Annotated in this window: 11 protein-coding genes; 9 read left to right on the top strand and 2 right to left on the bottom strand. The window is 63.1% G+C overall.

Annotated elements, in window-relative coordinates; genetic code table 11:
• Window positions 1-81: 81 nt before the first annotated feature.
• From KUIN1_RS10300 to KUIN1_RS10290, 3 genes are read left to right on the top strand one after another with little or no spacing between them, the layout of a single operon-like run.
• Window positions 82-1,254 carry an efflux RND transporter periplasmic adaptor subunit gene (locus tag KUIN1_RS10300; protein WP_103378974.1) on the top strand — a complete coding sequence of 391 codons (1,173 nt, stop codon included), beginning with the start codon at window positions 82-84 and terminating at the stop codon, window positions 1,252-1,254.
• A complete protein-coding gene (locus KUIN1_RS10295) occupies window positions 1,255-3,228 on the top strand; it encodes a MacB family efflux pump subunit (protein ID WP_024650597.1) in 1,974 nt (657 codons plus the stop codon).
• 7 nt (window positions 3,229-3,235) lie between these two features.
• Entirely contained in the window at window positions 3,236-4,624 is a 1,389-nt protein-coding gene (locus KUIN1_RS10290) for an efflux transporter outer membrane subunit (RefSeq protein ID WP_024650596.1), read from the top strand.
• Window positions 4,625-4,970: 346 nt separating this feature from the next.
• Here KUIN1_RS10290 and pvdP read toward each other — a convergent pair whose 3' ends face one another.
• Window positions 4,971-6,605, bottom strand: coding sequence for a pyoverdine maturation tyrosinase PvdP (pvdP, locus tag KUIN1_RS10285; RefSeq protein ID WP_152091973.1), 1,635 nt, complete (start codon window positions 6,603-6,605; stop codon window positions 4,971-4,973).
• A 182-nt stretch (window positions 6,606-6,787) separates the two neighbouring features.
• Between pvdP and pvdM the strand changes: the two genes are divergently transcribed.
• The 6 genes from pvdM (at window position 6,788) to KUIN1_RS10250 (ending at window position 17,390) form a co-directional block, all read left to right on the top strand.
• On the top strand, window positions 6,788-8,182 hold the full coding sequence (gene pvdM, locus KUIN1_RS10280; protein WP_103378971.1) for a pyoverdine-tailoring dipeptidase-like protein PvdM: 1,395 nt from the start codon (window positions 6,788-6,790) through the stop codon (window positions 8,180-8,182).
• Window positions 8,175-9,455, top strand: coding sequence for a pyoverdine-tailoring periplasmic protein PvdN (gene pvdN, locus KUIN1_RS10275; RefSeq protein WP_096127024.1), 1,281 nt, complete (start codon window positions 8,175-8,177; stop codon window positions 9,453-9,455). Before pvdM ends, pvdN begins: the two co-directional genes overlap by 8 nt.
• A 47-nt stretch (window positions 9,456-9,502) precedes the next feature.
• Window positions 9,503-10,363, top strand: a complete 861-nt coding sequence (gene pvdO, locus KUIN1_RS10270; protein ID WP_024650675.1) for a dihydropyoverdine dehydrogenase — start codon at window positions 9,503-9,505, stop codon at window positions 10,361-10,363.
• Between the two features lie 66 nt (window positions 10,364-10,429).
• Window positions 10,430-12,106, top strand: a complete 1,677-nt coding sequence (locus tag KUIN1_RS10265) for a cyclic peptide export ABC transporter (protein ID WP_024659945.1) — start codon at window positions 10,430-10,432, stop codon at window positions 12,104-12,106.
• A 306-nt stretch (window positions 12,107-12,412) separates the two neighbouring features.
• Window positions 12,413-14,653 (top strand): TonB-dependent siderophore receptor, encoded by a 2,241-nt coding sequence (locus KUIN1_RS10260; protein ID WP_152091972.1) that lies wholly within the window; start codon window positions 12,413-12,415, stop codon window positions 14,651-14,653.
• Window positions 14,654-14,978: 325 nt separating this feature from the next.
• Complete coding sequence (locus tag KUIN1_RS10250; RefSeq protein WP_116887075.1) at window positions 14,979-17,390, top strand: TonB-dependent siderophore receptor; 2,412 nt, start codon at window positions 14,979-14,981, stop codon at window positions 17,388-17,390.
• A gap of 257 nt (window positions 17,391-17,647) precedes the next feature.
• Here the strand turns inward: KUIN1_RS10250 and KUIN1_RS10240 are convergent, their stop codons facing one another.
• Window positions 17,648-26,278, bottom strand: a complete 8,631-nt coding sequence (locus KUIN1_RS10240) for an amino acid adenylation domain-containing protein (protein ID WP_172980048.1) — start codon at window positions 26,276-26,278, stop codon at window positions 17,648-17,650.

Raw genomic sequence — 26,278 nt, 5'->3', positions numbered from 1 at the left:
CCTGCCGGCACGCCTCGTTTAAAGGGCAGCTCTCGTGGCCGTCGTTCATCGACCGACTGATCTCCCAGCGCAGGAATCTGCATGAAACGCTCTCGACATCCTCGACGCGCCCTCCTGGTGGCGCTGTGCCTGTTCCCGGTCATTGCCGTGTGTGCCTGGCAGATCCTGCCCGACAGCAAAAACAGCGCCGCAACCGTGACGGTGACCCGCGGCACGATCGAAAACAGCGTCACGGCGCTGGGTACCCTGCAGCCGCGCAGTTATGTGGACGTGGGCTCGCAGGCCAGCGGGCAGATCATGAAGATTCACGCGCAGGTCGGCGATCAGGTCAAGGAAGGCGACTTGCTGGTCGAAATCGATCCTTCGACGCAAAAAGCCAAGCTCGACGCCGCACGCTACGCCATCGACAACCTCAAGGCGCAATTGCAGGAACAGCGTGCGCTGCACGAACTGGCCGAACAGAAGCAGCAGCGCCAGAAGCGCCTCGCCGCAGGCGGTGCCACGCGGGCCGAGGACGTGCAGGCTGCGGAATCGGAATTTCGCGCCACCCAGGCACGGGTCGACATGTTCAAGGCGCAGATTCTCGAAGCCCAGGCCGCCCTGCGCAGCGACGAAGCAGCGCTGGGCTACACCCGTATTTTCGCGCCCATGAGCGGCACAGTGGTGGCCCTCGACGCACGTGAAGGCCAGACGCTGAACGCACAACAACAGACGCCGCTGATTCTGCGCATCGCCCGCTTGTCGCCGATGACGGTCTGGGCCGAGGTCTCGGAAGCCGATATCGGCCATGTCAAACCCGGCATGACTGCCTATTTCACCACCCTGAGCGGCGGCAACCGGCGCTGGAGCAGCACCGTGCGACAGATCCTGCCAGTACCGCCCAGGCCGCTGGATCAAGCCAATCAGGGCGGCGGCAGCCCGAGCAGTGCGCGCAAGAACGGCGGTGGCCGGGTGGTGTTGTACACCGTGCTGCTGGACGTGGATAACAGCGATCAGGCGCTGATGGCAGAAATGACCGCGCAGATATTTTTCGTCGCCGATAAAGCCGAGAACACACTTACCGCGCCACTCGCGGCGTTGCGAAACGGAGCGCAGACCGATCGGCAGACCGCCCAGGTGTTGTCTGCCAATGGCGAGGTGCAGAACCGTCAGGTACGCACCGGCATCAGCGACCGCCTGCGCGTGCAGGTACTCGACGGCCTGAATGAAGGTGAGCGCCTGCTGGTGCCCGCCTCTGTCGGCAGCGGGGGCTGAATGCGCACGCCGCTGATCGACCTGCGAGGCATTCGCAAATCCTACGGCGGAGGCGACAGCCCGCTGGTCAACGTGCTGCGCGGCATCGATCTGTCGATTCATACCGGTGAGTTCGTGGCGATTGTCGGCGCTTCCGGGTCCGGCAAGTCGACGCTGATGAACATCCTCGGTTGTCTGGACCGTCCAACCTCGGGCGAATACCTGTTCGCCGGAGAAAACGTCGCCGCGCTGGGCAGCGACGAACTCGCCTGGCTGCGCCGCGAGGCGTTCGGGTTCGTGTTTCAGGGCTACCACCTGATTCCGTCCGGCTCGGCGCAGGAAAACGTCGAGATGCCGGCGATCTACGCCGGGACGCCCGCCGCAGAGCGTCACGCGCGGGCCGCCGCCCTGCTCGACCGACTGGGCCTGGCGTCGCGCACCGGCAATCGGCCGCACCAGTTGTCCGGCGGCCAGCAGCAACGGGTTTCCATCGCCCGCGCCTTGATGAATGGCGGGCACATCATCCTCGCCGACGAGCCCACCGGTGCGCTGGACAGCCACAGTGGCGCGGAGGTCATGACTCTGCTCGACGAACTGGCGAGCCAGGGCCATGTAGTGATCCTCATCACCCATGATCGCGAAGTGGCGGCGCGCGCCAAACGGGTCATCGAGATCAGCGATGGGCTGGTGATCAGTGATACGGCTCAAGGTGCTTCTGACGTGCAGCGCTCAGTCAATCCAGCCGCGCTGCAGGCGGTCGACCTGCGCAAGCGTCTGAGCGAAGGCAGCGGCAGCCAAAGCGCCTGGCAAGGCGAACTGTTCGACGCGATTCGGGCGGCGTGGCGAGTGATGTGGATCAACCGCTTCCGAACCGCGCTGACCTTGCTGGGAATCGTCATCGGCGTGGCGTCGGTGGTGGTGATGCTGGCTGTCGGCGAAGGCAGCAAACGTCAGGTCATGGCGCAGATGTCCTCGTTCGGCTCCAACATCATTTACCTCAACGGCAAGGCGCCCAACCCGCGTGCGCCCAAGGGCGTCATCACCCTGGAGGAAGTCGCTGCGCTGGGCGAGTTGCCCGAGGTGAAAATGATCATGCCGGTCAACGGCGGCCAGGCCGGGGTGCGCTACGGCAACCTCGATCATTCCAGTTACGTCGGCGGTAATGACACGCACTTTCCGGCGATCTTCAACTGGCCGGTGGTGGAAGGCAGTTATTTCAGCGAGGCGGATGAGCAGAACGCAGCCGCCGTGGCAGTGATTGGTTACAAGGTTCGCCAAAAACTGTTCGGTGAGCAGAGCGACCCTGTCGGCCAGTACATCCTGATCGAAAACGTGCCTTTTCAGGTGGTCGGCGTGCTGCAGGAAAAAGGCGCCACATCGGGCGATCTGGACAGCGACAATCGCATCGCCATCCCCTACTCGTCGGCCAGCATCCGCCTGTTCGGCACACAGGACCCCGAGTACATCACCATCGCCACCCGCGACGCCAACAATGTCAAACAGGCTGAACAGTCGATACGCAACCTGCTGCAACAGCTGCATCACGGCAAACAGGATTACGAGCTGACCAACAACGCCGCGATGATCCAGGCCGAAGCCCGCACCCAGAACACCCTGTCGCTGATGCTCGGCTCGATTGCCGCCATTTCCTTGCTAGTCGGCGGTATCGGCGTGATGAACATCATGCTGATGACGGTGCGCGAACGCACCCGTGAAATCGGCATCCGCATGGCCACCGGCGCGCGGCAAAGCGACATCCTGCGGCAGTTTCTCACCGAGGCGATGATGCTTTCCGTGGTCGGCGGGCTGGCCGGTATCGTGCTGGCGTTGGGCATGGGCGCAGCGCTGCTGCTGAGTAAGGTGGCCGTGGCGTTCACCCTGCCGGCCGTGGCCGGGGCGTTTGTCTGCGCCCTGATCACCGGCGTGACCTTCGGTTTCATGCCGGCCCGCAAGGCTGCCCGCCTCGACCCGGTCGCGGCCCTCACCAGTGAATGATCGATCAATGAAGCCGAGTCTCTCCGTTTTGACTGCCTGCCTGTTGCTGAGCGCCTGCCAGACGCCTGCCCCGTCGCCGGACAGCGGCATCCAGCCACCGGCAAGCTGGGCGTTTGCCGAAAACGCCGCCGCACAGCGCAGCGATGTGCGTTGGTGGCAGCAGTTCGGCAGCCCGCAGCTGGATCGCCTGATCGAACAGGCCAGCCGCGACAGCCACGAAGTCGCTGCGGCGATGGCGCGGGTTCGTCAGGCACAGGCCAGCGCCATCATCGGCGGCGCGCCCTTGCTGCCGGAACTGGCCTTTGACCTGCGCGGCGAACGTAACCGGTTCCTGCGCAACAGCGACCGCAAGGCCAACCCTTCCGACGACAACAACACCAACAATTTCACCAGCGACCTGACCGCCAGCTATGAAGTGGATTTCTGGGGCGGCATCGCAGCGGGACGCGACAGCGCACTGCAAGGCCTGCGCGCCAGCCAGTTCGATCAGGCGACCGTGGAGCTGACCCTGCTGGCCAACGTCGCCGACCGCTATGCGCAAACCCTGGCGGCGCGCGAGCAAGGGCGGATTGCCGAGCTGAATCTGGCCAACGCGCAAGACGTGCTGCGCCTGGTGCAGACCCGCTATGAATCGGGCTCGGCAACGGCACTGGAGCTGGCACAGCAGAAGAATCTGGTTGCAACCCAGCAGCGTGAACTGCCCCGCGTTCAGCAACTGGCCAACGAGCAGTTGATCACCCTGGCGGCCTTGCTCGGTCAGCCGGTGCAGAATCTGCACCTCGCGGATCAGCCCTTCGACACCCTGAACTGGCCGGACATCGGCGCAGGTGTACCGAGCGAGTTGCTGACCCGCCGCCCTGATCTGGCCAAGGCCGAGGCTGACCTGGCAGCGGCACAGGCCAATGTCACCGTCGCCCGCGCCGCCATGCTGCCGAAACTGACCCTGAGCGCCAGGCTGGGCACCGAAAACACCCGCGCCGAAGACTGGCTGCGTGCACCGTTCAGCAGCCTCGCTGCCGGGCTGGTGGGGCCGATCTTCAACAATGGCCGCCTGGCTGCCGAGCGCGACAAGGCCACAGCGCGTCAGGAGGAACTGCTGGAAACCTATCGCGGCGCGATCATCAACAGCTTCGCCGACGTGGAAAAAGCCCTGAACAGCATTCGCGGCCTGTATCAACAGCGCTACTGGCACGAAGAAGAACTCAAACAGGCACAAACTGCCTTCCGCATCGCCCAGAGCCGCTATCAGGAAGGCGCCGAGGACCTGCTCACCGTACTGGAAACCCAGCGCACGCTGTACCTGGCGCAGGATGTCAGTGTGCAACTGCGGCTGGCGCGCCTGCAGGCGAGCATTGCGCTGTACAAGGCACTGGGTGGGAGCTGGCAGGTGCACTGAGCGCCACGCAAGGAACGATAATCCCGACTACCGTGCTGAAGCACTGCGTCGGTCTGCGCGAACAACTCATTATCGTGCGACGCTCTGCGTCGCATGCCGTTCTGGACGCTCTGCGTCCTCTTGCGACGCAGAGCGTCGAGACCTGCATTCCCACGCGGGAGCGTGCGGAACGATAATCTCAACTCCGTGCTGAAGCACTGCGTCGGTCTGCGCGAACAACTCATTATCGTGCGACGCTCCGCGTCGCATGCCTTTCCGGACGCTCCGCGTCCTCTTGCGCCACAGAACGTCATGGACGGCACTCCAAAGCCGGAGCGCTGGGAACGATAACCTCCAATGCCGTTGGTCAGAACCACCTGTCCGGCAACAAATTCCTGGCATACCACGGCCTGCGGGGCACGCGGCGTAGCAGGTTGCTCAGTTTGTCATCCGCGGCGAACGTGATGCGCAGCGCCAGCTTCATGACTTCCGGGTCCATTTCCATGGTCGTGCCCGCCGCCTGACCCGGCACGGTGCTGCAACCGTGGGTGTCCGGCCCCAGCCAGGGGTCGCTGACATTCACCCAGCGGCCTGGCGCAAACCATGGCACGCCGTTGACTTCCAGGCGCTTCACCTCACCCGAATGGAAGCGCTCGTGGGCGCGGAACCAGTCCTCGATGCGGTCGTCGATCCAGCCGTGGAACATCCAGAACACCGGGTTCACGTGCGATGAAAACGGGTCGGCGAGAAAGTCGTTTTCCGGCTCGAACCAGCGCTCGGCAAAATCATCCGAACGACGTGCCATCGGCACCGGCTGGCCGTTGGCCGGGTCGCGGGCCACCGAGGCCCAGCGCATGTGCAGCCAGTCGTGCAGTTCCAGCTCGACCTGCGAACCGAACTGCCCCAACGTCAACTTCGACAAGAAGCGCGGATCGCGATACTGCGACTCCCAGACCTGAAAATGCGTATGAAACGTCTCGTGGCTTTTGATATCGCTGACCAGCTGGGTGTATTCCTCGTCACCGTGCGCCAGCCAGTTGGGCGGCAGCGAACAACCGTCGTGATTGTCGAAATAGCGGGCAAAGCCCAGGCGGTCGCGCTCCAGCTCAGGCTGCGGCAGTGGAAAGCGCGGCCATGACGGCAAGTCCTGAATCCTGCGTGCCTGGATCAGCATGTGCCGGTGCATATAAAAAAAGTCTTCACCCGAGCCGTTGCGGTCCTTGTGCGGGCCACGCGCATCGCGCTCATGCTCACGCGGGCCCGGCTGCCAGCCAATGCCGCGCAGGGCGTCACGCTTGTCTTCGGGCAGTTTGTGCCATTTGTCTCGCGAGGCATGCCAGAGCTGATGGAACAGACGATGCTCCCTGGACACCAGCCAGGCCAGAAACGGCGGGCTCAGACCGACCCTTTCCCGCGCCTCTGGAAACACCTGCTTGATCGCGATCAGACGGCTTTCCAGTTCCGGCAGGGCCAGCGCTCGGTCCAGACGTTCGATACGCCCGCTCAGGGTGCCGCTGCCTGCGTTACCGAATGCGCCCCAGACTTCATCGAGGGTCAGGCTGAATTCGTAATCCGGGTTGTCGCTGTGCGGGTCATTGCCGGCATGGCCGTCCATGACCCGCAGGTAGAGTCTTGCGGCGTTGGCCGGTTGCAGATCGCCAATCACCCGAAAACGCGGCAGTCCATCGCTGCGCAATCGTTCGGCCGTGTCGATATAGCCGCGCAGGCCGCGACCGCGCGGGGCAATGTCGAGAAACATTTCCAGGCCTTCGAGCGGCGCACCGCTCAGCCCGGCATCGCGCCCCTCGAAACGCAGGGTCCACACCCCGCGCAGCTTGTCGGCCAGGCGCTGAGTGGCGGTATCGGCAGGCCCCGCCGTCGCTTCGCCCGGCGTTTCGGGCAGGTCGACCCGGGTGAGTTCCCGATGCGCGTAATACGCTGCCGGAACTGCCGCACCGGTCAGCGCCAGCCCCGCTATGAACCCTCGTCGAGAAATCGTCATTACCCTACCTGTTCCAGCCCCGAGACAGCCGTTATCCAAGCTAGAACGTAAACCCGGCAGACAAATTTAGCGCTGCACACACATCCATGACCCCGCGCTAAATTTATCGGCGACCCGCTCGTTCTCCACCAGATAGCAACAGCCGTCGCAGGCTGCGCAACGGTTAACCACACGAGACGGAAATGACAAGACCGCGTTGGAAAAAAGCTCTCTTCATCGGCCTGCCGCTGGCCCTGGCCATCAGTGCAGGTACGGGCTTTCTGGCCTGGAATTACTGGTCGCCAGCAGGCTACCCGGTCAAGGTTATGCAACAGGCCGACGACCTGCAGGAGCGGATCATTTCCTTCGACAGCCACATCACCGTGCCGATGAAATTCGGCAGCGAGGGCAACGAAGCCGACAAGGACGGCTCGGGGCAATTCGACCTGGTGAAAGCCGCGCGCGGACGCCTGTCCGGGGCTGCACTGACGGTATTCGGCTGGCCGGAGATCTGGAACGGCGACAACGCCCCGCATCGTCCGACACCCGGTTTCGTCGACGAAGCACGCCATCAGCAGGAAGTGCGTTACAAAATCATCACCGGCATGGTTCGCGACTTCCCCAATCAGGTCGGCATCGCCTACACCCCGGACGACATGCGCCGCCTGCACGGCGAAGGCAAGTTTGCGATCTTCATCAGCATGCTCAACGCTTACCCGCTGGGCAATGACCTGAGCCTGCTGGACCACTGGACCGCACGCGGCATGCGCATGTTCGGTTTCAGTTATGTCGGCAATAACAGCTGGGCCGACTCTTCACGTCCCCTGCCCTTTCTCAATGACACGCCCGACGCACTGGGCGGCCTGTCGGAGATCGGCAGGCAGGCAGTGCAACGCCTCAACGATCTGGGCGTGATCATCGACGTGTCACAGATGTCGAGCAAGGCGCTGCAACAGGTCAGCGAGCTGAGCCGCACGCCGATGGTCGCCTCGCACTCGGCGCCGCGTGCGCTGGTGGACATCCCGCGCAACCTCAGCGACGAGGAACTGCAGCTCATCAAGCGCAGCGGCGGCGTGGTACAGATCGTGGCGTTCCCGGCCTATTTGAAGCCGCTGAGCCAGAAGACTCAGGACAAGCTCAACGCGCTGCGCAAGGACTTCGACCTGCCGCCGTTGCCGAACCTGGCCATGGCACTGATGCCCGGCGACCCGATCATCACCGTCTGGCCGGAACAACGCTTCGGCGCCTATGCCAGCAAGCTGTATGCGATTCTCGAGGAGGAGCCCAAAGCCACGGTCCAGGACTTCGTCGACGCCATCGATTACACCGTCCGCAAAATCGGCATCGACCACGTCGGCATCAGCTCCGACTTCAACGATGGCGGCGGCGTGAAAGGCTTCAACGATGTCAGCGAAATCCGCAATGTGACGGCCGAACTGATCGAACGCGGCTATGCCGAAGCGGATATCACCAAGCTCTGGGGCGGCAATTTCCTGCGCGTCTGGGAGCAGGTTCAGGCTGCTGCCCGTCCGGATATGAAGCACATGAATCTCTCAAACGCCGCTACCCGACCCTCAGGCGCAGACGCTCATGACTGATCGCAGAACCTTCCTCAAACAGGCCGGGCTGCTCGCGGCGGCCCTGCCCCTGGGCTCCGGCCTTGCAACGGCAGCCGTGACGCCAGCGACTCAGCCGGCCTCCACGGACAAATGGACGCGCCTGAAACAATTGTTCAATCAGGACCCGGATTACGTCCACCTCTCCAATTTTCTGGTCACCTCGCACCCTGCACCGGTTCGCCAGGCCATCGAACAGCATCGTGCGCATATCGACCGTAATCCCGGTCTGGCCATGGACTGGGACCTGGGAGAGACCGAGCGCCGCGAACACGAGGTTCGCGTCTGGGCGGGCAAGTACCTGAACGCCCAACCCGGCCAGATCGCCCTGACCGGCAGCACCACTGAAGGCCTGGCAATCATCTACGGCGGTCTCCATGTGCGCCCGGATCAGGAGATTCTGACCACCGAACACGAGCATTCCTGCGTCCGCGATATCCTCAAATTCCGTCAGCAGCGCGACGGCACGCAGGTGCGCAAGATTCGCCTGTTCAAGGACCCGGCGACCGTCTCGGCCGATGAAATCATCGGCTCCATCGCGCGCAGCATTCAGCCGAAGACGCGGGTGCTGGGCATGACCTGGGTGCAGTCCGGCAGCGGCGTGAAACTGCCCATCGCGGCCATCGGCGATCTGGTCGAGGAACACAATCGCAACCGTGACGACCAGGAGCGCATTCTCTACGTGGTCGACGGCGTGCATGGCTTTGGCGTCGAGAACCTCGATTTCCCGGAGATGAGGTGCGACTTCTATGTCGCCGGCACCCACAAGTGGCTGTTTGGCCCGCGCGGCACCGGCATCGTTTGCGCCCGCTCGGAACAGGTCAAGGACCTCACGCCGCTGATCCCGACGTTCTCGGAAGCCACCGGTTTCAGCACGATCATGACGCCCGGTGGCTACCACTCGTTCGAACACCGCTGGGCGTTGAACGAGGCCTTCAAACTGCACCTGCAACTGGGCAAGGCCGATGTGCAGGCACGCATTCACCAGCTCAACAGTTACCTCAAGCAGCGCCTCAAGGCTCAGCCCAATGTCGAGCTGGTGACGCCGGTGGACCCTGCGCTGTCGGCGGGCTTCAGCTTCTTCCGGCTCAAGGGCCAGTCGTGCGACGACGTGGCGGCCTGGCTGATGAAGCAGCGCATGGTCGTTGACGCGGTAAGTCGCGACGTCGGCCCCGTGGTGCGCACCGCGCCGGGACTGCTGAACAGCGAAGCCGAAATCGATCGTTTCATGACGCTGCTCGCCCGGCGCGCCTGACACAAATTCACCGATCACCTGTTTTCCGTTTTCCATCGAGACCCGACATGAAAAAAACACTGCTGCCCCTGTCCGCCCTGCTCGGCCTTCTGCTCTGCGACAGCGCCCTGGCCGCCACGCCGGTATCCGCGCCAGGTAAGGTGTTCAAGGACTGCAAGGACTGCCCGGAAATGGTCGTGCTGCCTGCGGGCACCTTCACCATGGGGGCGCCCGAAGAGGAACTGGGTCGTCAGCCGGACGAAGGCCCGCTGCATGACGTGACCTTCGCCAAACCGTTCGCCATCAGCCGCTTTCAGGTACTGGCTGGCGAATGGGCCGCCTATATCAAAAGCTCCGGCTACAAGATGCCGGACGGCGATACCCGGCCGGGCCGCGAGTGCAAGGCCGGCAAGCCGCGCTACCCGCTGAGCCCGCGTCAGCCTGCGGTGTGCATGGACTGGAACGAAGCCAAGGCGTATGTCGAATGGCTGTCGAAAAAGACCGGCAAGTCCTACCACATGGTCAGCGAAGCCCAGCGTGAATACGCGGCACGCGGCGGCAGCAAGGGCTCGTTCCCGTTTCCGATGGACGAAGGCAAGCCCTACAGCATTGCCAAACACGCCAACACCTACGGCCCGGAAGACGGTTTCAGCTACACGGCGCCTGCCGGCAGCTACAGCCCCAACGATTTCGGCATCTACGACGCCCACGGCAACGTCTACGAGTGGACCGCCGATTGCGAGACCAGCAACTACAACGGCGCGCCCACCGATGGCAGCGCGTGGCTGGCCGGTGATTGCACCTGGAAGATGATTCGCGGCAATGACTGGACCGAAGCGCCGATCTTCTCGCGCTCCGGCAACCGCAACAGCCGCCAGCCGGATGTACGGGGTGACTGGCTGGGTTTCCGGGTCGCCCGCGACCTCTGACGGACTTCATGCGCCCCCGGCCTGAACCAGCCCAAGCCGCACTCACGGACACTGACGAGACACACCATGACCCGCACAACTGAAAGCCTCGCCCGGGAAACCCTGAGAATCCTCAAGCCGTTCTGGTGGCTGGTGGCGCTGTCGACCTTGCTGGGGATTGTCAGCGGCCTGAGCGTCACCGGCCTGCTGGCCACCATCAACAACGCGATGAACAGGCCAGGCGGGCCGGACACGCAGACCGCGCTGCTGTTCGCCGGCCTGTGTGTGCTGACCCTGGCGTGTTCGACCCTGTCCAACCTGTCGACCAATTACGTCGGCCAGCGAGTCGTCGCCAACCTGCGCCGCGAGCTGGCGGCCAAGGTGCTGGTCGCGCCCATCGAGCAGCTGGAACGCTATCGCGCGCACCGCCTGATCCCGGTGCTGCTCAACGACGTCAACACCATCAGCACCTTTGCCCTGTCGGTCGCACCGATGGTGATTTCGTTTACTGTCACACTAGGCTGCCTGGCCTATCTGGCCGTGCTGTCCTGGCAGATTCTGGCGCTGACAGTGCTCACCGTGGTGCTCGGCACCGGCGCGCAATACCTGGCGCATGCGTTCGGCATGCGCAGCATTCTGGCGGCGCGCAACAGCGAAGACGAATTGCAGAAGCACTACCAGGCGCTGTCCGCAGGCGCCAAGGAGCTGCGCATTCAGCGCAAACGTCGTCAGAACATGCTCGACGAAAAGATTCACGGGGCCACTGAACACATCTGCCGCTCGAACATTCGCGCTGCCAACATCTTCGTCAGCGCAGAAACCTTCGGCTCGATGCTGTTCTTTGCCGTGATCGGCATGGCCATCGCCTTCCAGGCCATGTGGCCGACCACCGAGAAAACCGTGCTGGGCGGCTTCGTGCTGGTGATGCTGTACATGAAAGGCCCGCTGGAGCGCCTGATGACTGCCCTGCCCGGCATCAGCCGCGCGCAGATCGCCATGCGCCGCATCGCCGAGCTGTCGTGGAAATTCTCCAGCCCCGAACCGCACCTGTTGGTCAGTGACCGCCCGACGTCGCTGGCCAGCATGCACACGCTGGAACTGCACAACCTGCGCTATGACTACCCGCCGGTCGAAGGCAGCGACGCCTTTCACCTCGGCCCGGTCGACCTGAGCATCAAACAGGGCGACATCGTGTTCATCGTCGGCGAGAACGGCTGTGGCAAGACCACGCTGATCAAGCTGCTGCTGGGCCTGTACACCCCGCAACAGGGTGAGATCCGCCTGAATGGCCAGGCCGTTACCGCGGAAAACCTGGATGACTACCGCCAGCTGTTCACCACGATTTTCGCCGACTACTACCTGTTCGACGAGCCGTTGCAGGGCCAGGCCGCGCTGCCGCAGGACGCGGGCAAGTACCTGGAGCGCCTGGACATCGCGCACAAGGTCAGCATCGAGAACGGTGTCTTCACCACCACCGATCTGTCGACCGGTCAGCGCAAGCGTCTGGCACTGATCAATGCGTGGCTGGACGAGCGTCAGGTGCTGGTCTTCGACGAGTGGGCCGCCGATCAGGACCCGGCGTTCCGTCGCGTGTTCTACACCGAGCTGCTGCCGGAACTGAAGCAACAGGGCAAGACCATCATCGTGATCTCCCATGACGACCGCTATTTCTACGTTGCCGATCAGTTGGTGCGGATGCAGACCGGGCAGATTCAGGTCGAACAGGTTCACAGCGAAACCCGCGACAAAACCATTCCGGCGTGATTCATCCAAGCCTGGAACGCCCCGCCCGGCCAGCCCGCGAGCGGGGCTTTTTTTTGCCTGTGCATTCCGCGCCACGCTCAATTACTAGCCAAGCGCCATCTTTTTTCGTGGATTTTGAAAAAACCATTAAATAAACGTTATTCGCTTTCGTTCTCATTAACAGCGAATTGCGTGCCCAGCCATCTCTCGCGCACCGCCCCATAAAAAAGTGGCTCATGCCTGCCCGGTCGACGGCTGGACCCGACTGCGCAGACCTGAACGACGCCCCCGATCTCCTTGCCGATACTCACTGGAAAGAGCCAATTCATGCACAACCCGTCACGACTCACCCCGCTCAGCAAAGCGTTGATGCTCAGTCAGATGTTCCGCTCCCGGCCATCCATGGCGGCCATGGGTCTTGCGCTGTGCATGCCGGTGGCCGGCCAGGCGCAGGAAACTGTCGCAGACGATTCGAACACGACGGGCACGGTCAATCTGGCCCCGACCGCAATCGACTCGCATTACCTGGGCACCACCACCGACGGCACCGGTTCCTACACCACCGGCGCGGTGAGTATCGGCAAGGGTGCACCGCAATCGCTACGCGAAACACCGCAATCGGTGAGCGTGGTGACCCGGCAAGTCATGGATGACAACAACCTCACCAGCCTCAGCGACGTGCTGGAAGACACCCCGGGTATCACCTTCCAGTACCGCAACTTCGGCGGCCACGTGTACACCTCGCGTGGCTTCTCGTTGCTGGCGGAAAGCTTCCTGGTCGACGGCATTGGCGGCCAGGGCTATCAGATCACCGGCTGGATGCAGCCGGACATGGCGATCTACGACCGCGTGGAAGTGCTGCGCGGCGCGTCAGGGCTGCTGGTCGGTGCCGGTCAGCCCGGCGGCGCGGTCAACCTGGTGCGCAAACGCCCGACCGCCGAGAACAAATTCTCGATCACCACCCGCGCCGGTTCTTGGGACCAGTACCGGGTCGACCTGGACGGCAGCGGCAAGCTCAACGATTCCGGCACCCTGCGCGGGCGCATGGTCGCGGCCTACGATGACAGCGGCTCTTACCTGGACGGTCGCGACAGCCGCACGCCGCTGCTGTACGGCATCGTCGAAGCCGACCTGAGCGACGACACCACCCTGACCATGAGCCTGCGTCGTCAGGAGCAGGTCATCAACGGCTACTCGATCTATGGCCTGCCGCGCTACAGCAACGGCCAGTCGCTGGGCCTGTCACGCTCGACCAACCTGGCGCAGAAGTGGAACCGCCATGAAAGCGACATGACCGAGGTGTTCACCGAAGTCGCGCATCGCTTCAATGAAGACTGGACCAGCCGCACGTCATTGACCTATTCCCAGGGTGGCTTCGATCAGAACATTGCCTTCGCACGGGGCGCAGTGAATCCCGTGACGCTGGCGGGCTCCAACTTTCAGGGCACGCTGTTTCGCAAGGACGAGGTCGACAGCGTCGGTCTGAACAGCCAGCTGGAAGGCAACTTCAACGCGTTCGGCCTCGAACATCAGGTGACCCTGGGTGTCGACTGGTCGAAGCAGAACGCCAACACGCATCAGGCTACGGTGACCAGACGCACCGCGATCAACGTATTCGACGTCGACCAGAACGCGTTCGCCAAACCAGCCCGTCCGGCCTGGCAAACCGACATCGACACCACCGAAGAACGCGCGGGCCTTTATGCCAACACACGCATTCACCTGAGCGAACCGTTGAGCGTGGTGCTCGGCACGCGCCTCAGCTGGTATGACTACAAGTACGACGTCAAAACCGGCTTGGCGAAGGATTACGAGTCCAAACAGACTCAGGAATTCACGCCCTTCGCGGGTGTTATCTATGACATCAACGACAGCTGGTCGTGGTACGCCAGCTATGCCGACATCTTCACGCCACAGGCCAACTACGTAACCTCCGCCGGCTCGCCACTGGACCCGGCCATCGGTTCCAACTACGAAACCGGCTTCAAGGGTGAGCTGTTCGACAAGCGCATGAACCTGTCGATGGCGCTGTTCTACATCAAGCAGAAAGATGTCGCTGCTGTCGATCTCGCGGCCCAGGATACTCTTACAACGTGCCCTACCAGCTCCGACGGATCCTGTTATCTGCAGGATGGCATCAGCCGCAGCAAGGGCGTCGATGTCGAGGCCAGCGGTGAAGTGTTGCCGGGGCTGCAAGTGTTCGGCGGTTACACCTACAACATGCTGCGCAACAACGGCGACTCGGATGTGGCTTACGAAACACCGAAACACATGCTGCGCCTCAACACCAGCTACAACCTGCCGGGTGCCTGGAACCGCCTGACCCTGGGTGCTGGAGTGTCGGCGGATTCGGGTTACGAAGTGCCGTCCAACAAGGAGCTGGGCGTGACCGGCCGGGCCATCTGGGATGCCAGGGCGTCATGGAAACTGGACGAAAACTGGAAGGTGTCGCTCAACGCCGAAAACCTGTTCGACCGCAAGTACTACACCACCTCGATCGCCACCGACCGCTCCAACGTCTACGGCGAACCGCGCAGCTACGTCCTGACCTTGCGGGGGGATTTCTGATCTAAGCTCAGCGTTATGGGAATCCCTGTGGGAGCGAGCTTGCTCGCGAAGGCAATGGTTCAGATGCCCTGATTTCCGGGGCTGGACAGGCCTCTTCGCGAGCAAGCGAAGCGTTGATCGCGTGGCGCGGCATCGAGTATGACGCAGAGCGTCACGAACGGCATTTTCACACTGGAGCGTGAGGAACGATAGGTATCCGGAAAGACACCATCGTGCCCATGCTCCGCGCGGAGCGGTTTCGGTTCGTGATACAGCGCTGTGCACGCGACCAGGCTGCCGCAAATGCATTATCCTTCGCCATTGATCTCAACGAGCTATCCCTGCCATGCAATCATCCTCCAGCCGTCTGCGCACAGGCCGCGTGAAAACGCTCGGCCTGCGTCTGGGCGGCGTGGGGCTGGTGCTGGCGTTGAGTGTCCAGGGACAGGCGCTGGCGGATGAGTTCGAATTCGATATTCCGGCGCAGACGCTGAACAGTGCCCTGAAGGAATTGGGCCGCCAGTGCGATCTGCAAATCCTCTACAACCCCGACGACCTGAACGGCAAGCTCAGCAGCCCGGTGCACGGCAGGCTGACGCCCGAACAGGCAGTCGCCGACCTGCTGAAAAAAGCCAACGTAGCGCACAGTCTTGAAGACAACACCCTGACCCTTGGCGCTGCTGCCTCCGCACACACCATGAACCTGGGGCCGGTGGCGATAAAGGGCGATTCGTTCGGCATCACCACCGAGGGCAGCGGCTCGTATGCGGCCACTGGCGTGAGTATCAACAAGACCGCTCAGTCGCTGCGCGAAACGCCGCAGTCGGTTACCGTCATGACCCGCCAGGTGATGGACGACAAAAACCTCACCGGCCTCGACGAGGTGATGGCACAGACGCCCGGCATCACCTTTTCCCAACGCAATTTCGGCTCTCATGTCTTCAGTTCGCGGGGCTTCGCGCTGGAGGACGAGAGTTACATCATCGATGGCGTGGCTGGCCAGGGTTACAGCGTGACCGGCTGGATGACCCCGGACATGGAAATCTACGACCGCGTCGAAGTGCTGCGCGGCGCGGCCGGCTTGCTGATCGGCGCGGGCAACCCCGGTGGCGCGGTCAATCTGGTCCGCAAGCGCCCGACCGCCCTGCCGCAGTTGTCGATCACCACTCGCGCAGGCAGTTGGGACAGCTACCGGGTCGATCTGGATGGCAGCAGCAAACTCAACGATTCAGGCAGCATCCGCGGGCGTTTTGTAACGTCCTATGAAGACCGCGGCTATTTCACCGATGGTCTGCAGAAAACCGCACCGTTGCTCTACGGCATCCTGGAAACCGACCTGAGCGAAGACACCACCCTGACCCTGGGCGTACGCCATCAGAACGCCGACACCCAGGGCTTTTCGATCTTCGGTCTGCCTCGCTACAGCAACGGCAAGGCCATCGACCTGCCGCGTTCGACGTCGCTGGCCCAGGACTGGAACCGCCACCAGACCCGCACCGACGAAGTGTTCAGCGAACTGGAAACCCGCTTTGACGACAACTGGAGCGGCACACTGTCTGCCACTCACTCCGATGGCGCTTTCGATCAGAAGGTCGCCTATGCACAGGGCGCTATTGATCCAGCGACGCAGAGCGGTTCCCGGCTGGTCAGAACCCTGTTCCGCTCGGACGATATTCATAGCAATGGCATCGACGCGCACCTGGATGGCCGGTTCGACGCCTTTGGCCTGAGTCACCAGTTGACCGTCGGCGGCAACGGGTCCGAACAGAAACGCGAGTCGCGCTATGCCACGGTCAACGCCAATCAACCGCTGGCTATCTTCAGCCCCGACCACGACGCGATTGCCGAACCTCCGCGTCCGGCCTGGAGCAGCACGGACTACAGCGACAAGCGCTATGGCGTCTACAGCAACCTGCGCCTGAGCCTGACAGAGTCGTTGAGCCTGGTGATGGGTGGCCGGGTCAGCAGCTATGACTATCAGACCACGTCTGCAGGCGTGACCCGTCGCGCCCAGGAGGACAATCAGGTCACGCCGTTTGCGGGGGTCATCTACGACCTCAACCGGGACTGGTCGTGGTACGCCAGTTACACGGATATTTTTCTGCCGCAAAGCGCCTATCGAACCGCATCAGGCACGCTGCTTGATCCGGCCATCGGCGCCAGCCATGAAACCGGAATCAAGGGCGAGCTGTTCGACAAACGTCTGAATGTGTCACTGGCGCTGTTCTATGTGAAGCAGAAGGATGTGGCCGTCGAGGATGATGCCAATGCTGGTCAGTGCGTTAGCAATGATGCCTATGGGACCTGCTACCTGAACGGTGATATCCGGCGCAGCAAGGGCATCGACATGGAAATCAGCGGCGAGCCGTTACCGGGATTGCAGACCTTGGCCGGCTACACGTTCAACATCACCCGCGGCAGTGACGGGCAATCGATTTCAGCGGAAACACCCCGGCACATGCTGCGCCTGACCAGCAGCTACACCCTGCCCGGCGCCTGGCGTCGCTTGACCATCGGCGGCGGGGTCTCGGCGCAGAGCGGCTACTCGGAACACGAGTCGACCCAACCCATCGATAACGCTGGCCGGGCCATCTGGGATGCGCGGGTTGCGTGGAAAATCGACGAACACTGGACGGTGGCGCTCAACGGCAACAACCTGCTGGATCGCAAATACTACAAGGCCACCGGCGACATCGACCGCGGCAACTACTACGGCGACCCACGCAACTACGTCCTGACCCTGCGCGGTGATTTTTAAGCGACGCTCGCCCCTCGTGATCAACAGCGTCCAGAAAGGCACGCTCCAGCCCAGATACCTGTCGTTCCTCACGCTCCAGCGTGGGAATGCCGTTCGTGACGCTCTGTCACACCAGCTACGCCGCGCCACGCACTCAAGAGAGGACGCAGAGCGTCCAGAAAGGCATGCCCACGCGGAGCATGGGCACGATGGTGTTCTTCAGGACGCTTATCGTTCCTCACGCTTCAGCGTGGGAATGCCGTTCGTGACGCTCTGCGTCACACCAAACGCTCGGCAAGCCCCTGCAGAAACGCTTCCGCGATCACCAGGTTGTCGTGCCGTTGATCGATCGTTGTCGAGCTGCGCAGTCCGTTGACCGAGCACTGTTCCAGCAGCACCGCTTCGGCCTTGGCAATCTGCCCCGGTTTACGGCTCTGCCCTGCCCACCAGCAATCGACCTGCACATTGAGAGTTTTCAAGGTAAACGCCTGGCTGAGTTTTGCGTTGGCTTCCAGTAACTTGTAACCGGTTTCGATTTCGTCCTGCACCGCGATGTCCTGGAACATGCTGCGCAGGCTGTCGACGTTCATCGCATGTTGCAATGCGATCTGCTCGATTACCTGGTCAATCACTTCACTCTCCCCGCTCACCGACTGCCGGGCCTTTTCGATCAGGTCGACAATGGTTTGCTCCTGCAAGCCCGGCACAAAGGCCTGCAGGCTCTTGATCAGGCTGCGGTAGTAGTTTTCGCCCTGCTGCTGCGTGGTGACTTGCGGGTCCTCTTCGACCCATTGCATGCCCACCGATGCCGGTAGCTGGGTGTCGACCAGCCCGAGAAAGCTCACCACCTCGCCAGCGCGCTCCAGCACATGCGCGACCTCGACGGCCAGCGCGCCGCCCATCGACCAGCCCAGCAGGTTGTAAGGCCCGTGCGGCTGGGTCATGCGGATCTGTTCGACGTAGTAGTCGACCATGTCCTGCCACGACGTATCGAACCAGCCCGGCACCACGTAGGCCTTGTTGACCAACCCGTAAACCCGTCGGCTGTCGCTCAACCTGCCCGCCAGCGGGTAATACGAATAGGTGCCACCGCCGCCCGGCGGCAGGCAGAACAGTGGCGCATGCGTCGAGCCATTGGCGTTCATGGCGATGACCGCCGATTTGACCCGAGCCTCATCGGCGCGCATGAAATCGGCGAGCTCACCCAGGGTCTGCAGCAACAGCAAGTCATGCAGCTTGATGGAGATATCGAACGTCTCGCGAATCCTGCCCACCAGTGAAACCGCCAGCAGCGAGTGCCCGCCCAAGGCAAAGAAGTTATCGTTGAGCCCGACCCGTTCGACGTGCAACACCTGCTCCCACAACGCAGCAAGACGTTGCTCGAATGCCGTACGCGGCGCCACGTAACCCTGCTGTGAGCGGGCCACGTCCGGTTTCGGCAGTGCTCTGCGATCCAGCTTGCCATTGGCGGTCAGCGGCATCGAATCGATAAAGACAAAGTAGCCCGGCACCATGTAATCCGGCACGTGAGCCTTGAGGTGGGCCTGCAGACGCTCGCGCAGAACGTCCGGCGCCTCAGCGGCATCGGTTGGCACCAGATAAGCCACCAGTTGCTTGCCGGACGGCCCGTCGATGTCGATCACCGTGGCTTCGCGCACAGCGGCATGCTCATGCAGACGCGCTTCGATTTCACCCAGTTCGATACGCAGACCGCGAATCTTCACCTGGTGGTCGATACGCCCGGCGTAGTCGATGACACCTGCGTCGCGATAACGCGCCAGATCGCCGGTGCGGTACAGCCTGCCGCCGCCCTGCTCGTCGAACGGGTCCGGCACGAAACGCTCAGCCGTCAAGGCTGCACGGTTGTGATAACCACGTGCCAGACCGACGCCACCCAGATACAACTCCGCCGCCACGACCTGTGCAGCAGGCAGCAGGCCGTCGTCGAGGATGTGGGTTTTCAGGTTGTCGATCGGCCGCCCGATCGGCACGCTGAGGATGTCATCCGTGCTGCACGTCCAATGGGTCACGTCGATGGCCGCTTCGGTCGGGCCATACAGGTTGTACAGACCGGCCAGCGGCAGACGCTTGAGCACCTGGGCGGCCAGTTCGGCAGGCAGTGCTTCGCCGCTGCATACGACCCGGCGCAGCGTGTTACAGCTTTCCACCTGAGGATGGGTCAGGAACGCCTGCAGCATCGACGGCACGAAATGCAGCGTCGTGACCTGATGCTCGCGGATGGTCTGCACCAGCCGCTCGGGGTCGCGGTGCTCACCCGGCAGCGCCACGGCCAGACGTGCGCCGGTCATCAGCGGCCAGAAGAACTCCCAGACCGACACGTCGAAACTGAACGGCGTCTTTTGCAGAACCGTATCGCTGCCATCCAGCGCGTAGGCCTTCTGCATCCAGTGCAAACGGTTGACCAGCGCACGATGGCTGTTGCCTGCACCCTTGGGTTTGCCGGTCGAACCCGAGGTGTAAATCACATAAGCCAGATTCAGTGGATGGCTGAAGTTGACTGGATTGGCAGTGCTGTAACCCTCCAGCCAGTCGCCGTGCTGATCCAGGCACAGGCTCTGCACCTGGGGCGGAATCGGCAAACGCTCCAATAACGCCGTCTGGGTCAACAGCAGACCAATCCCGCTGTCCTGCATCATGTAAACCAGCCGATCTTCGGGATAATCCGGGTCCAGCGGTACATAAGCGCCGCCCGCTTTAATGATCGCCAGCAGACCGATGACCAGTTCCAGACTGCGCTCGACGCAGATCCCCACTAGCACGTCAGGGCCGACGCCCGAATCACGCAGACGATGCGCAAGCTGATTGGCGCGGGCGTTGAGTTGCGCGTAGCTCATCTGCTCGGCGGCGAAGATCAGTGCCGGAGCCTCCGGCGTGGCGCGCACCTGAGCTTCGATCAGGCTGTGCAGGCAGTCCTCGCTGGGGAAGTCTGCGGCTGTGGCGTTCCACTCGCGCAGCACATGCTGCTGCTCGCGGTCGCTCAACAGCGCCAGTTCGCCAAGCGCCGCCTGCGCGTCATGCGTCAGCGCCTGCAGGACCTGCTGAAAATGCGCCGACAACTGCGCCATGTGTTGCTCGCTGAACGCCTCACGGGCGTAACTGAAGCACAACGACAGGGTTTCACCGAGATTGACCACCAGCGTCAGTGGGTAATGCGTCTGCTCCTGCGTGTGCAGGCCGCCGAATACCAGTCCCGGCGGCGCAGCCTGTTGCAAGGCTTCGGAAACCGGGTAGTTTTCGAACACCAGAATGGTGTCGAACAGCGCCTCGCCAGCGCTGCGGGCCCAACGCTGAATCTCGTACAGCGGTGTGTGTTCGTGCTCTCGCAAGGCGCTGTTCTGCGCCTGCACCTGTTGCACCCACTCCGCCACGCGTTGCTCGGCACGCGGGCTGGCGATCACCGGCAGGGTATTGATGAACAGCCCGAGCTGCTCCTCGACACCCGGCAGGTCCGCCGGACGCCCGGCCACGGTTGCGCCGAAGGTGACGCTGGACTGCCCCGTGTAGCGTTGCAGCACCAGCAGCCAGGCCGATTGCACCAGCGTGTTGAGGGTCACGCGCTGCTCGCGGGCAAACTCACTCAGTTGACGGGTGTTCTCGGCGTCGATCAAGTGCAGGTAATCACCGTGCCCCTCGCCGTTCTCAGGCGCCTTGAAGGCCTGCACCAAGCGCGTGGGCTCATCGAGTCTGGCCAGCTGACCGGTCCAGAAAAGCTCGCTGAGCCCGGCATCCTGGCGCTGCAACCATTCGATGTAGTCGCGATAGCGGCTGACCTGCCTAGGCAGTGTCTGGCCGCTATAACGCTGCAGCACTTCACCTAACAAACGCGAGCTGCTCCAGCCGTCCATGAGGATGTGATGGCTGGTGTAGATCAGTTGATGGCTCTGCTCGCCGGTGCGTAATACGGCCAGGCGCAGCAACGGCCCGTGGGCCAGATCGAAACCCTGCTGGCGGTCGGCGTCGGCCCATTGGTCGATCCAGCCGGACGACTGCCCCCGCGCATCCAGCTCGACAAAAGGCATGCGCACATCACGCAAGACCACTTGCAGCGCTGGCTGCAGATGGCTGATGAAAGCACTGCGCAGCACCTCATGGGCATCCAGCGTGGCCTGCCAGGCGGCGCGGAAACGCGGCACGTCCAGACCGCTGACTTCGATGCGCATCTGGTTGATGTAATTGCCCGCCTCCTGCTCGAACAAGGTGTGGAACAGCATGCCCTGCTGCATCGGTGCCAGCGGGTAGAGGTCTTCGATCTGCCCGACAGCTATCGGCAAACTGCTCAACTGTGACTGGCTCAGGCGCGCCAGCGGGAAGTCCGACGGAGTCGCCCCGGCCACGCCTTCGGTGGTGCAATGGGCAATCAATTGTTGCAATTCGGCGGCGTACTCATCGGCCAGGCGCTGCAAGGTCTCGCGCTCGAACACCGCGCCGCTGAAGGTCCAGCTCAGGCGCAGCTCACCGGCATAGACCTGACCGTTGATGCTGATCGGCGCAGCCAGCGGCGCATCGGCACTCTGTGAGGCACCGCTGCTGTCGGCCGAGGGTGTGAACAGTGCCTCTGGTGCGTCGAAGCTGCCGTCGAACTGCCCCAGGTAATTGAACACGATGCTGCCCAGCGGCAGGGCTTGCAGGATCTGCCGCGCCGATTCGCGGCCCAGGTAGCGCAACGCGCCGTAACCGACGCCCTTGTCGGGCACTGCGCGCAGTTGCTCCTTGATGGTCATGATCGAGTCGGCCAGCGAGGCCTGCGGGGTAAGCCTGACCGGGTACACATTACTGAACCAACCCACCGTGCGGCTCAGGTCCAATGCGTCGAACAGGTCTTCGCGGCCGTGGCCTTCAAGACGAATCAACGCATGCGGTTGCGCGGTCCAGCGGCTGACCACCCGCGCCAGCGCGGTCAGCAGCAGGTCATTGATCTGCGTGCGGTAGGCCGCCGGGGCGTCCTGCAGCAGTTGCCGGGTCAGTTCGCTGTTCAGTTGGGTGACCACCGACAGCGCATGCTGCTGTTGCTGGCCGCCATGCGGATGATCACACGGCAAGGCATCGCTGACATCCTGCAATTGCGCCTGCCAGTAGCCCAGTTCCTGCTCCAGCGCCGGGCTGTGCGCGTAGGCCTGCAGATGCTCGGCCCAGGCTTGCAGCGAGCTGGTTTTCGCCGGCAGCAGCGCTGGCTGACCTGCTGCCAGTGCGATGTACGCCTGTTGCAGGTCTTCCAGCAACACCCGCCATGACACGCCGTCCACCACAAGATGGTGAATCACCAGCAACAGGCGCTGCTCGCCCTGCGGCAGGTTGATCAGTACGGCACGCAACAGCGGGCCGTTTTTCAGGTCCAGGCTGCGTTGCGCCTCAGCGGCCAGCTCAGGCAAGCGCTCGATGCTGTCCAGCTCATGGGCCCAGAGCAGCTCGCGAGTGTTCGGCGCGCCGAAGGTGGCCTGCCATTGGCCGCTCTGCCGGGTGAAACCCAGACGCAACGCATCGTGCTGTTCGACCAACGCAGTCAATGCCGACTGTAGATGAGCGGCCTCCAGCGTTTGCAACGGCTTGAGCATCAGCGCCTGATTCCAGTGCTGGCGCTCGGGGATGTCCAGTTCGAAGAAACGTGCCTGAATCGGCAGCAACGGCAACGAACCGCTGATCTGCTCTGCCGCAGCGACGGGCTTTTTCTGAATCAGTTTTGCCACCGAAGCCAACTGGCCGATGGTCTGTTTTTCGAACAATTGCTTGGGGCTGAGCTTGATGCCCTGGCGCTTGGCGCGGGCGATGATCTGCAGACTGAGGATCGAATCGCCGCCCAGTTCGAAGAAGTTGTCGGTGCTGCCGACCTGTTCCAGTTTCAGCACGTCCGCCCACACGGCGGCGAGCTTTTCCTCGATCTCGCCGACCGGCGCGGTGTAGCGCTGTTTGACCACGCCGGGCATGGGCAAGGCGCGCTTGTCGAGCTTGCCGTTGGCGGTCACTGGCAGACGCTCCAGGAGCATGATCTGCGCGGGCACCAGATACTCGGGCAAGCGCGCCGCCAGTTGCCCACGCAGGCTTTCAATATTCAGGCTCGCACCGGCTGCCGCGACGCAATAGGCCACCAGTTGCAGACGTGTCTCATCGCTTTCCAGCGGCTGGGCCAGCACCACGGCATCAGCCACGTTGTCCAGGGTTTGCAGAAGCTGGCCGACCTCGCCCGGTTCGACCCGGTAGCCGCGGATTTTCACCTGATCGTCAGCACGGCCCAGGTATTCCAGCACGCCGTCCACCCACCGCGCACGGTCGCCCGCCCGGTACAGGCGCTGACCGTTGGCGTCCGGGTCCGGCACAAAGCGTTCGGCGGTCATTGCCGCACGGCCCAGATAACCCTGCGCCAGCCCGCGCCCGCCCAGATACAGTTCACCGGCCACCCGTTCGGCCACCGGATTGAGGTAAGCGTCCAGTACCCGCGCCTTACCGTTGGCCAGCGGCTGACCGACCGGCACACTGCGGCAGGCGCTGAGAGGCCCGGCCACTTCGTGGGTCAGGATGCCGACCGTGGTTTCGGTCGGGCCGTAGTGGTTGATGACGCGGCAGCCCGGTTTGAGCGCACGCACCTGCTCGACCAACGCCCAGGCGCTGGCCTCTCCCCCCAGAATCAGCACCTGCCCTGGCAGCACGTCCGCCGGGTTGGCGGCCTGCAGCAGGCCCTGCAAATGGCTGGGCACGATTTTCAGCACGTCAACCTGATGCTCGGCCATGTAACGCGCAAAACCGTCCGGGTCGAACGCCTGTTCGTGAGACAGCAGGTGCAGCGTCCGGCCGGACGCCAGCGCACCGAACAACAGCGTGTGCCCCAGGTCGGCAGCGACCGTCGACACCATCGCCATGCTCGCCCCGTCGTTCAATGCCAGGCGCTCAAGCACGCCCTGCACATAGTTGGCCAGCGCGCCGTGGCTGATCACCACGCCCTTGGGCTGCCCAGTGGAGCCGGAGGTGTAGATGATGTACGCCGCTTGCCCGGGCAGCGCCCGAACGTCCAGCGCCTGGCTGTCGACAGCGGCCCACAGCGCAGCATCGAACGCCAGCACCGGGCACACGCCCAACCGCGCGGCCTTGTCGTCTTCGGGCGCATGCACCAGCAGCACGGCGCCGCTGTCACGGGCCAGTTGCTGCAAGCGCTCGGCCGGTTGCGCGCTGTCCAGTGGCAGGTACACCGCGCCCAGCTTCAGCACCGCCAGCAGGCTGACCACCCATTCCACGGAGCGGTCCAGGCACAGCGCGACGGTCATGCCCGGTTTGATGTCCTGGGCGTGCAGGTAGCGGGCGAATTGGTTACTGCGTGTCTCAAGCTCGTCAAAGCTCAACACCTGCGGGCCCACACGCAACGCAGTCTTGCCACGCCCGGCACGCAGGCCCTGTTGCCAGAGGCTGAGGAAATCGGGGCAGGCAAAGTCCTGGGGTTGCTCGGCGACCGGCGACGATACCGCGTGTGGATGATCGGCCAGACGCCGGTCGGTGTCCGAAACCAGTGCTTGCAGCACGCTGCGCAGCGCGTCAGCGATACGCTCGACGGTCTGCGCTTCGAACAGGTCGGTGGCGTAGGTGAAATAACCGCGTATCCCGTCGGGCGTGTCGGTGAAGTCGAAGGCCAGATCGAAACGCGCATCGCTGCTGTCCATCGGGAACTCATCGACCGTCAGGCCCGACACGCGCTGCCCGTTGCCATCGGCCGCCAGCACGTGCTGATTGATCTTGAACTGGAACAGCGGGTTGTGACCCGGATTGCGCTCCGGCGCCAGGGCATCTACCAGGTGCTCGAACGGCAGTTCCTGATGCGACTGCGCGCCCGTCACCACCTGCTTGACCTGATCCAGCAGCTCGGCAAAGCTCTGCCGCTCGTCCACCTGCACACGCAGCACCTGAGTGTTGATGAAAAAGCCGATCAGCCCTTCCAGCTCGCTGCGGGTGCGCCCGGCATTGGGGGCGCCGATGCGGATGTCGGACTGCCCGCTGAAACGCGACAGCACCACCGACAGCGCCGCCAGCGTCACCATGAACAGGGTCTGGCCGTTGTTTCGCGCCAGGCTTTTCAGTTGCGCGGACAGTTGCTGCGGCAGGTCGACGCGCACCATTGCACCGCGATGGCTGGGTTGCAGCGGACGCGGATGGTCCAGTGGCAGGCTCAGCAGCGGATGTTCGCTGCCCAGTTGCTGTTTCCAGTAGTCCAGTTGCCGCTCGCCCTCCCCGGCCTCCAGCCAGGCGCGTTGCCAGATCGCGTAGTCGGCGTACTGAACCGCCAGCTCGGGTAACGGAGCCGGCTGTCCGGATACCTGCGCCTGATAAAGCTGCACGAACTCGCGAATCAGCACTTCGCCGGACCAGCCATCGGATACCACGTGATGCATGCACACGGTCAGTACGTGTTCGCTTTCACTCAACTGGAACAGCTTGACCCGCAGCAGCGTACCGCTCAGCAGATCGAAGGGCTGTTGCAACTCGGCGCGCACCTGCTGCTCGATATCTGCAGGCGCCGCCGACGCGAACTCGAGGGCGACCGTGGCCTGTTCGAGAATCTCCTGATAGAACGCGCCGTCCTCTGAAACGAATCGGGTACGCAGGGTTTCATGACGCTGCACCAGCCGGTCCAGCGCCGCGCTCAGGGCCTGCCGGTCCAATGCGCCATTCAGACGCACGGCCATGGGCACGTTGTAGGCCGCGTTGCCCGGTTCCATCTGCCAGAGGAACAGCATGCGCTGCTGCGCGTAAGACAGCGGAATACGCGCTGCGGCATGCCGGGTCACGGCGATGGGCAGCAGTTTGAAGCTCTGTCCGGTCTCGTGCATCTTGGCGAGGATCTGCCGGCGCTGTTCGACGGGCAAGCCGACGAAACGCTGGGCGATACGCTCTGCTGCAGACTTGTCCAT

Source organism: Pseudomonas sp. KUIN-1, from assembly GCF_009176725.1.
In the GTDB taxonomy this organism is placed as follows: domain Bacteria; phylum Pseudomonadota; class Gammaproteobacteria; order Pseudomonadales; family Pseudomonadaceae; genus Aquipseudomonas; species Aquipseudomonas fragariae.
This window is presented reverse-complemented; position numbering and strand designations above follow the sequence as displayed.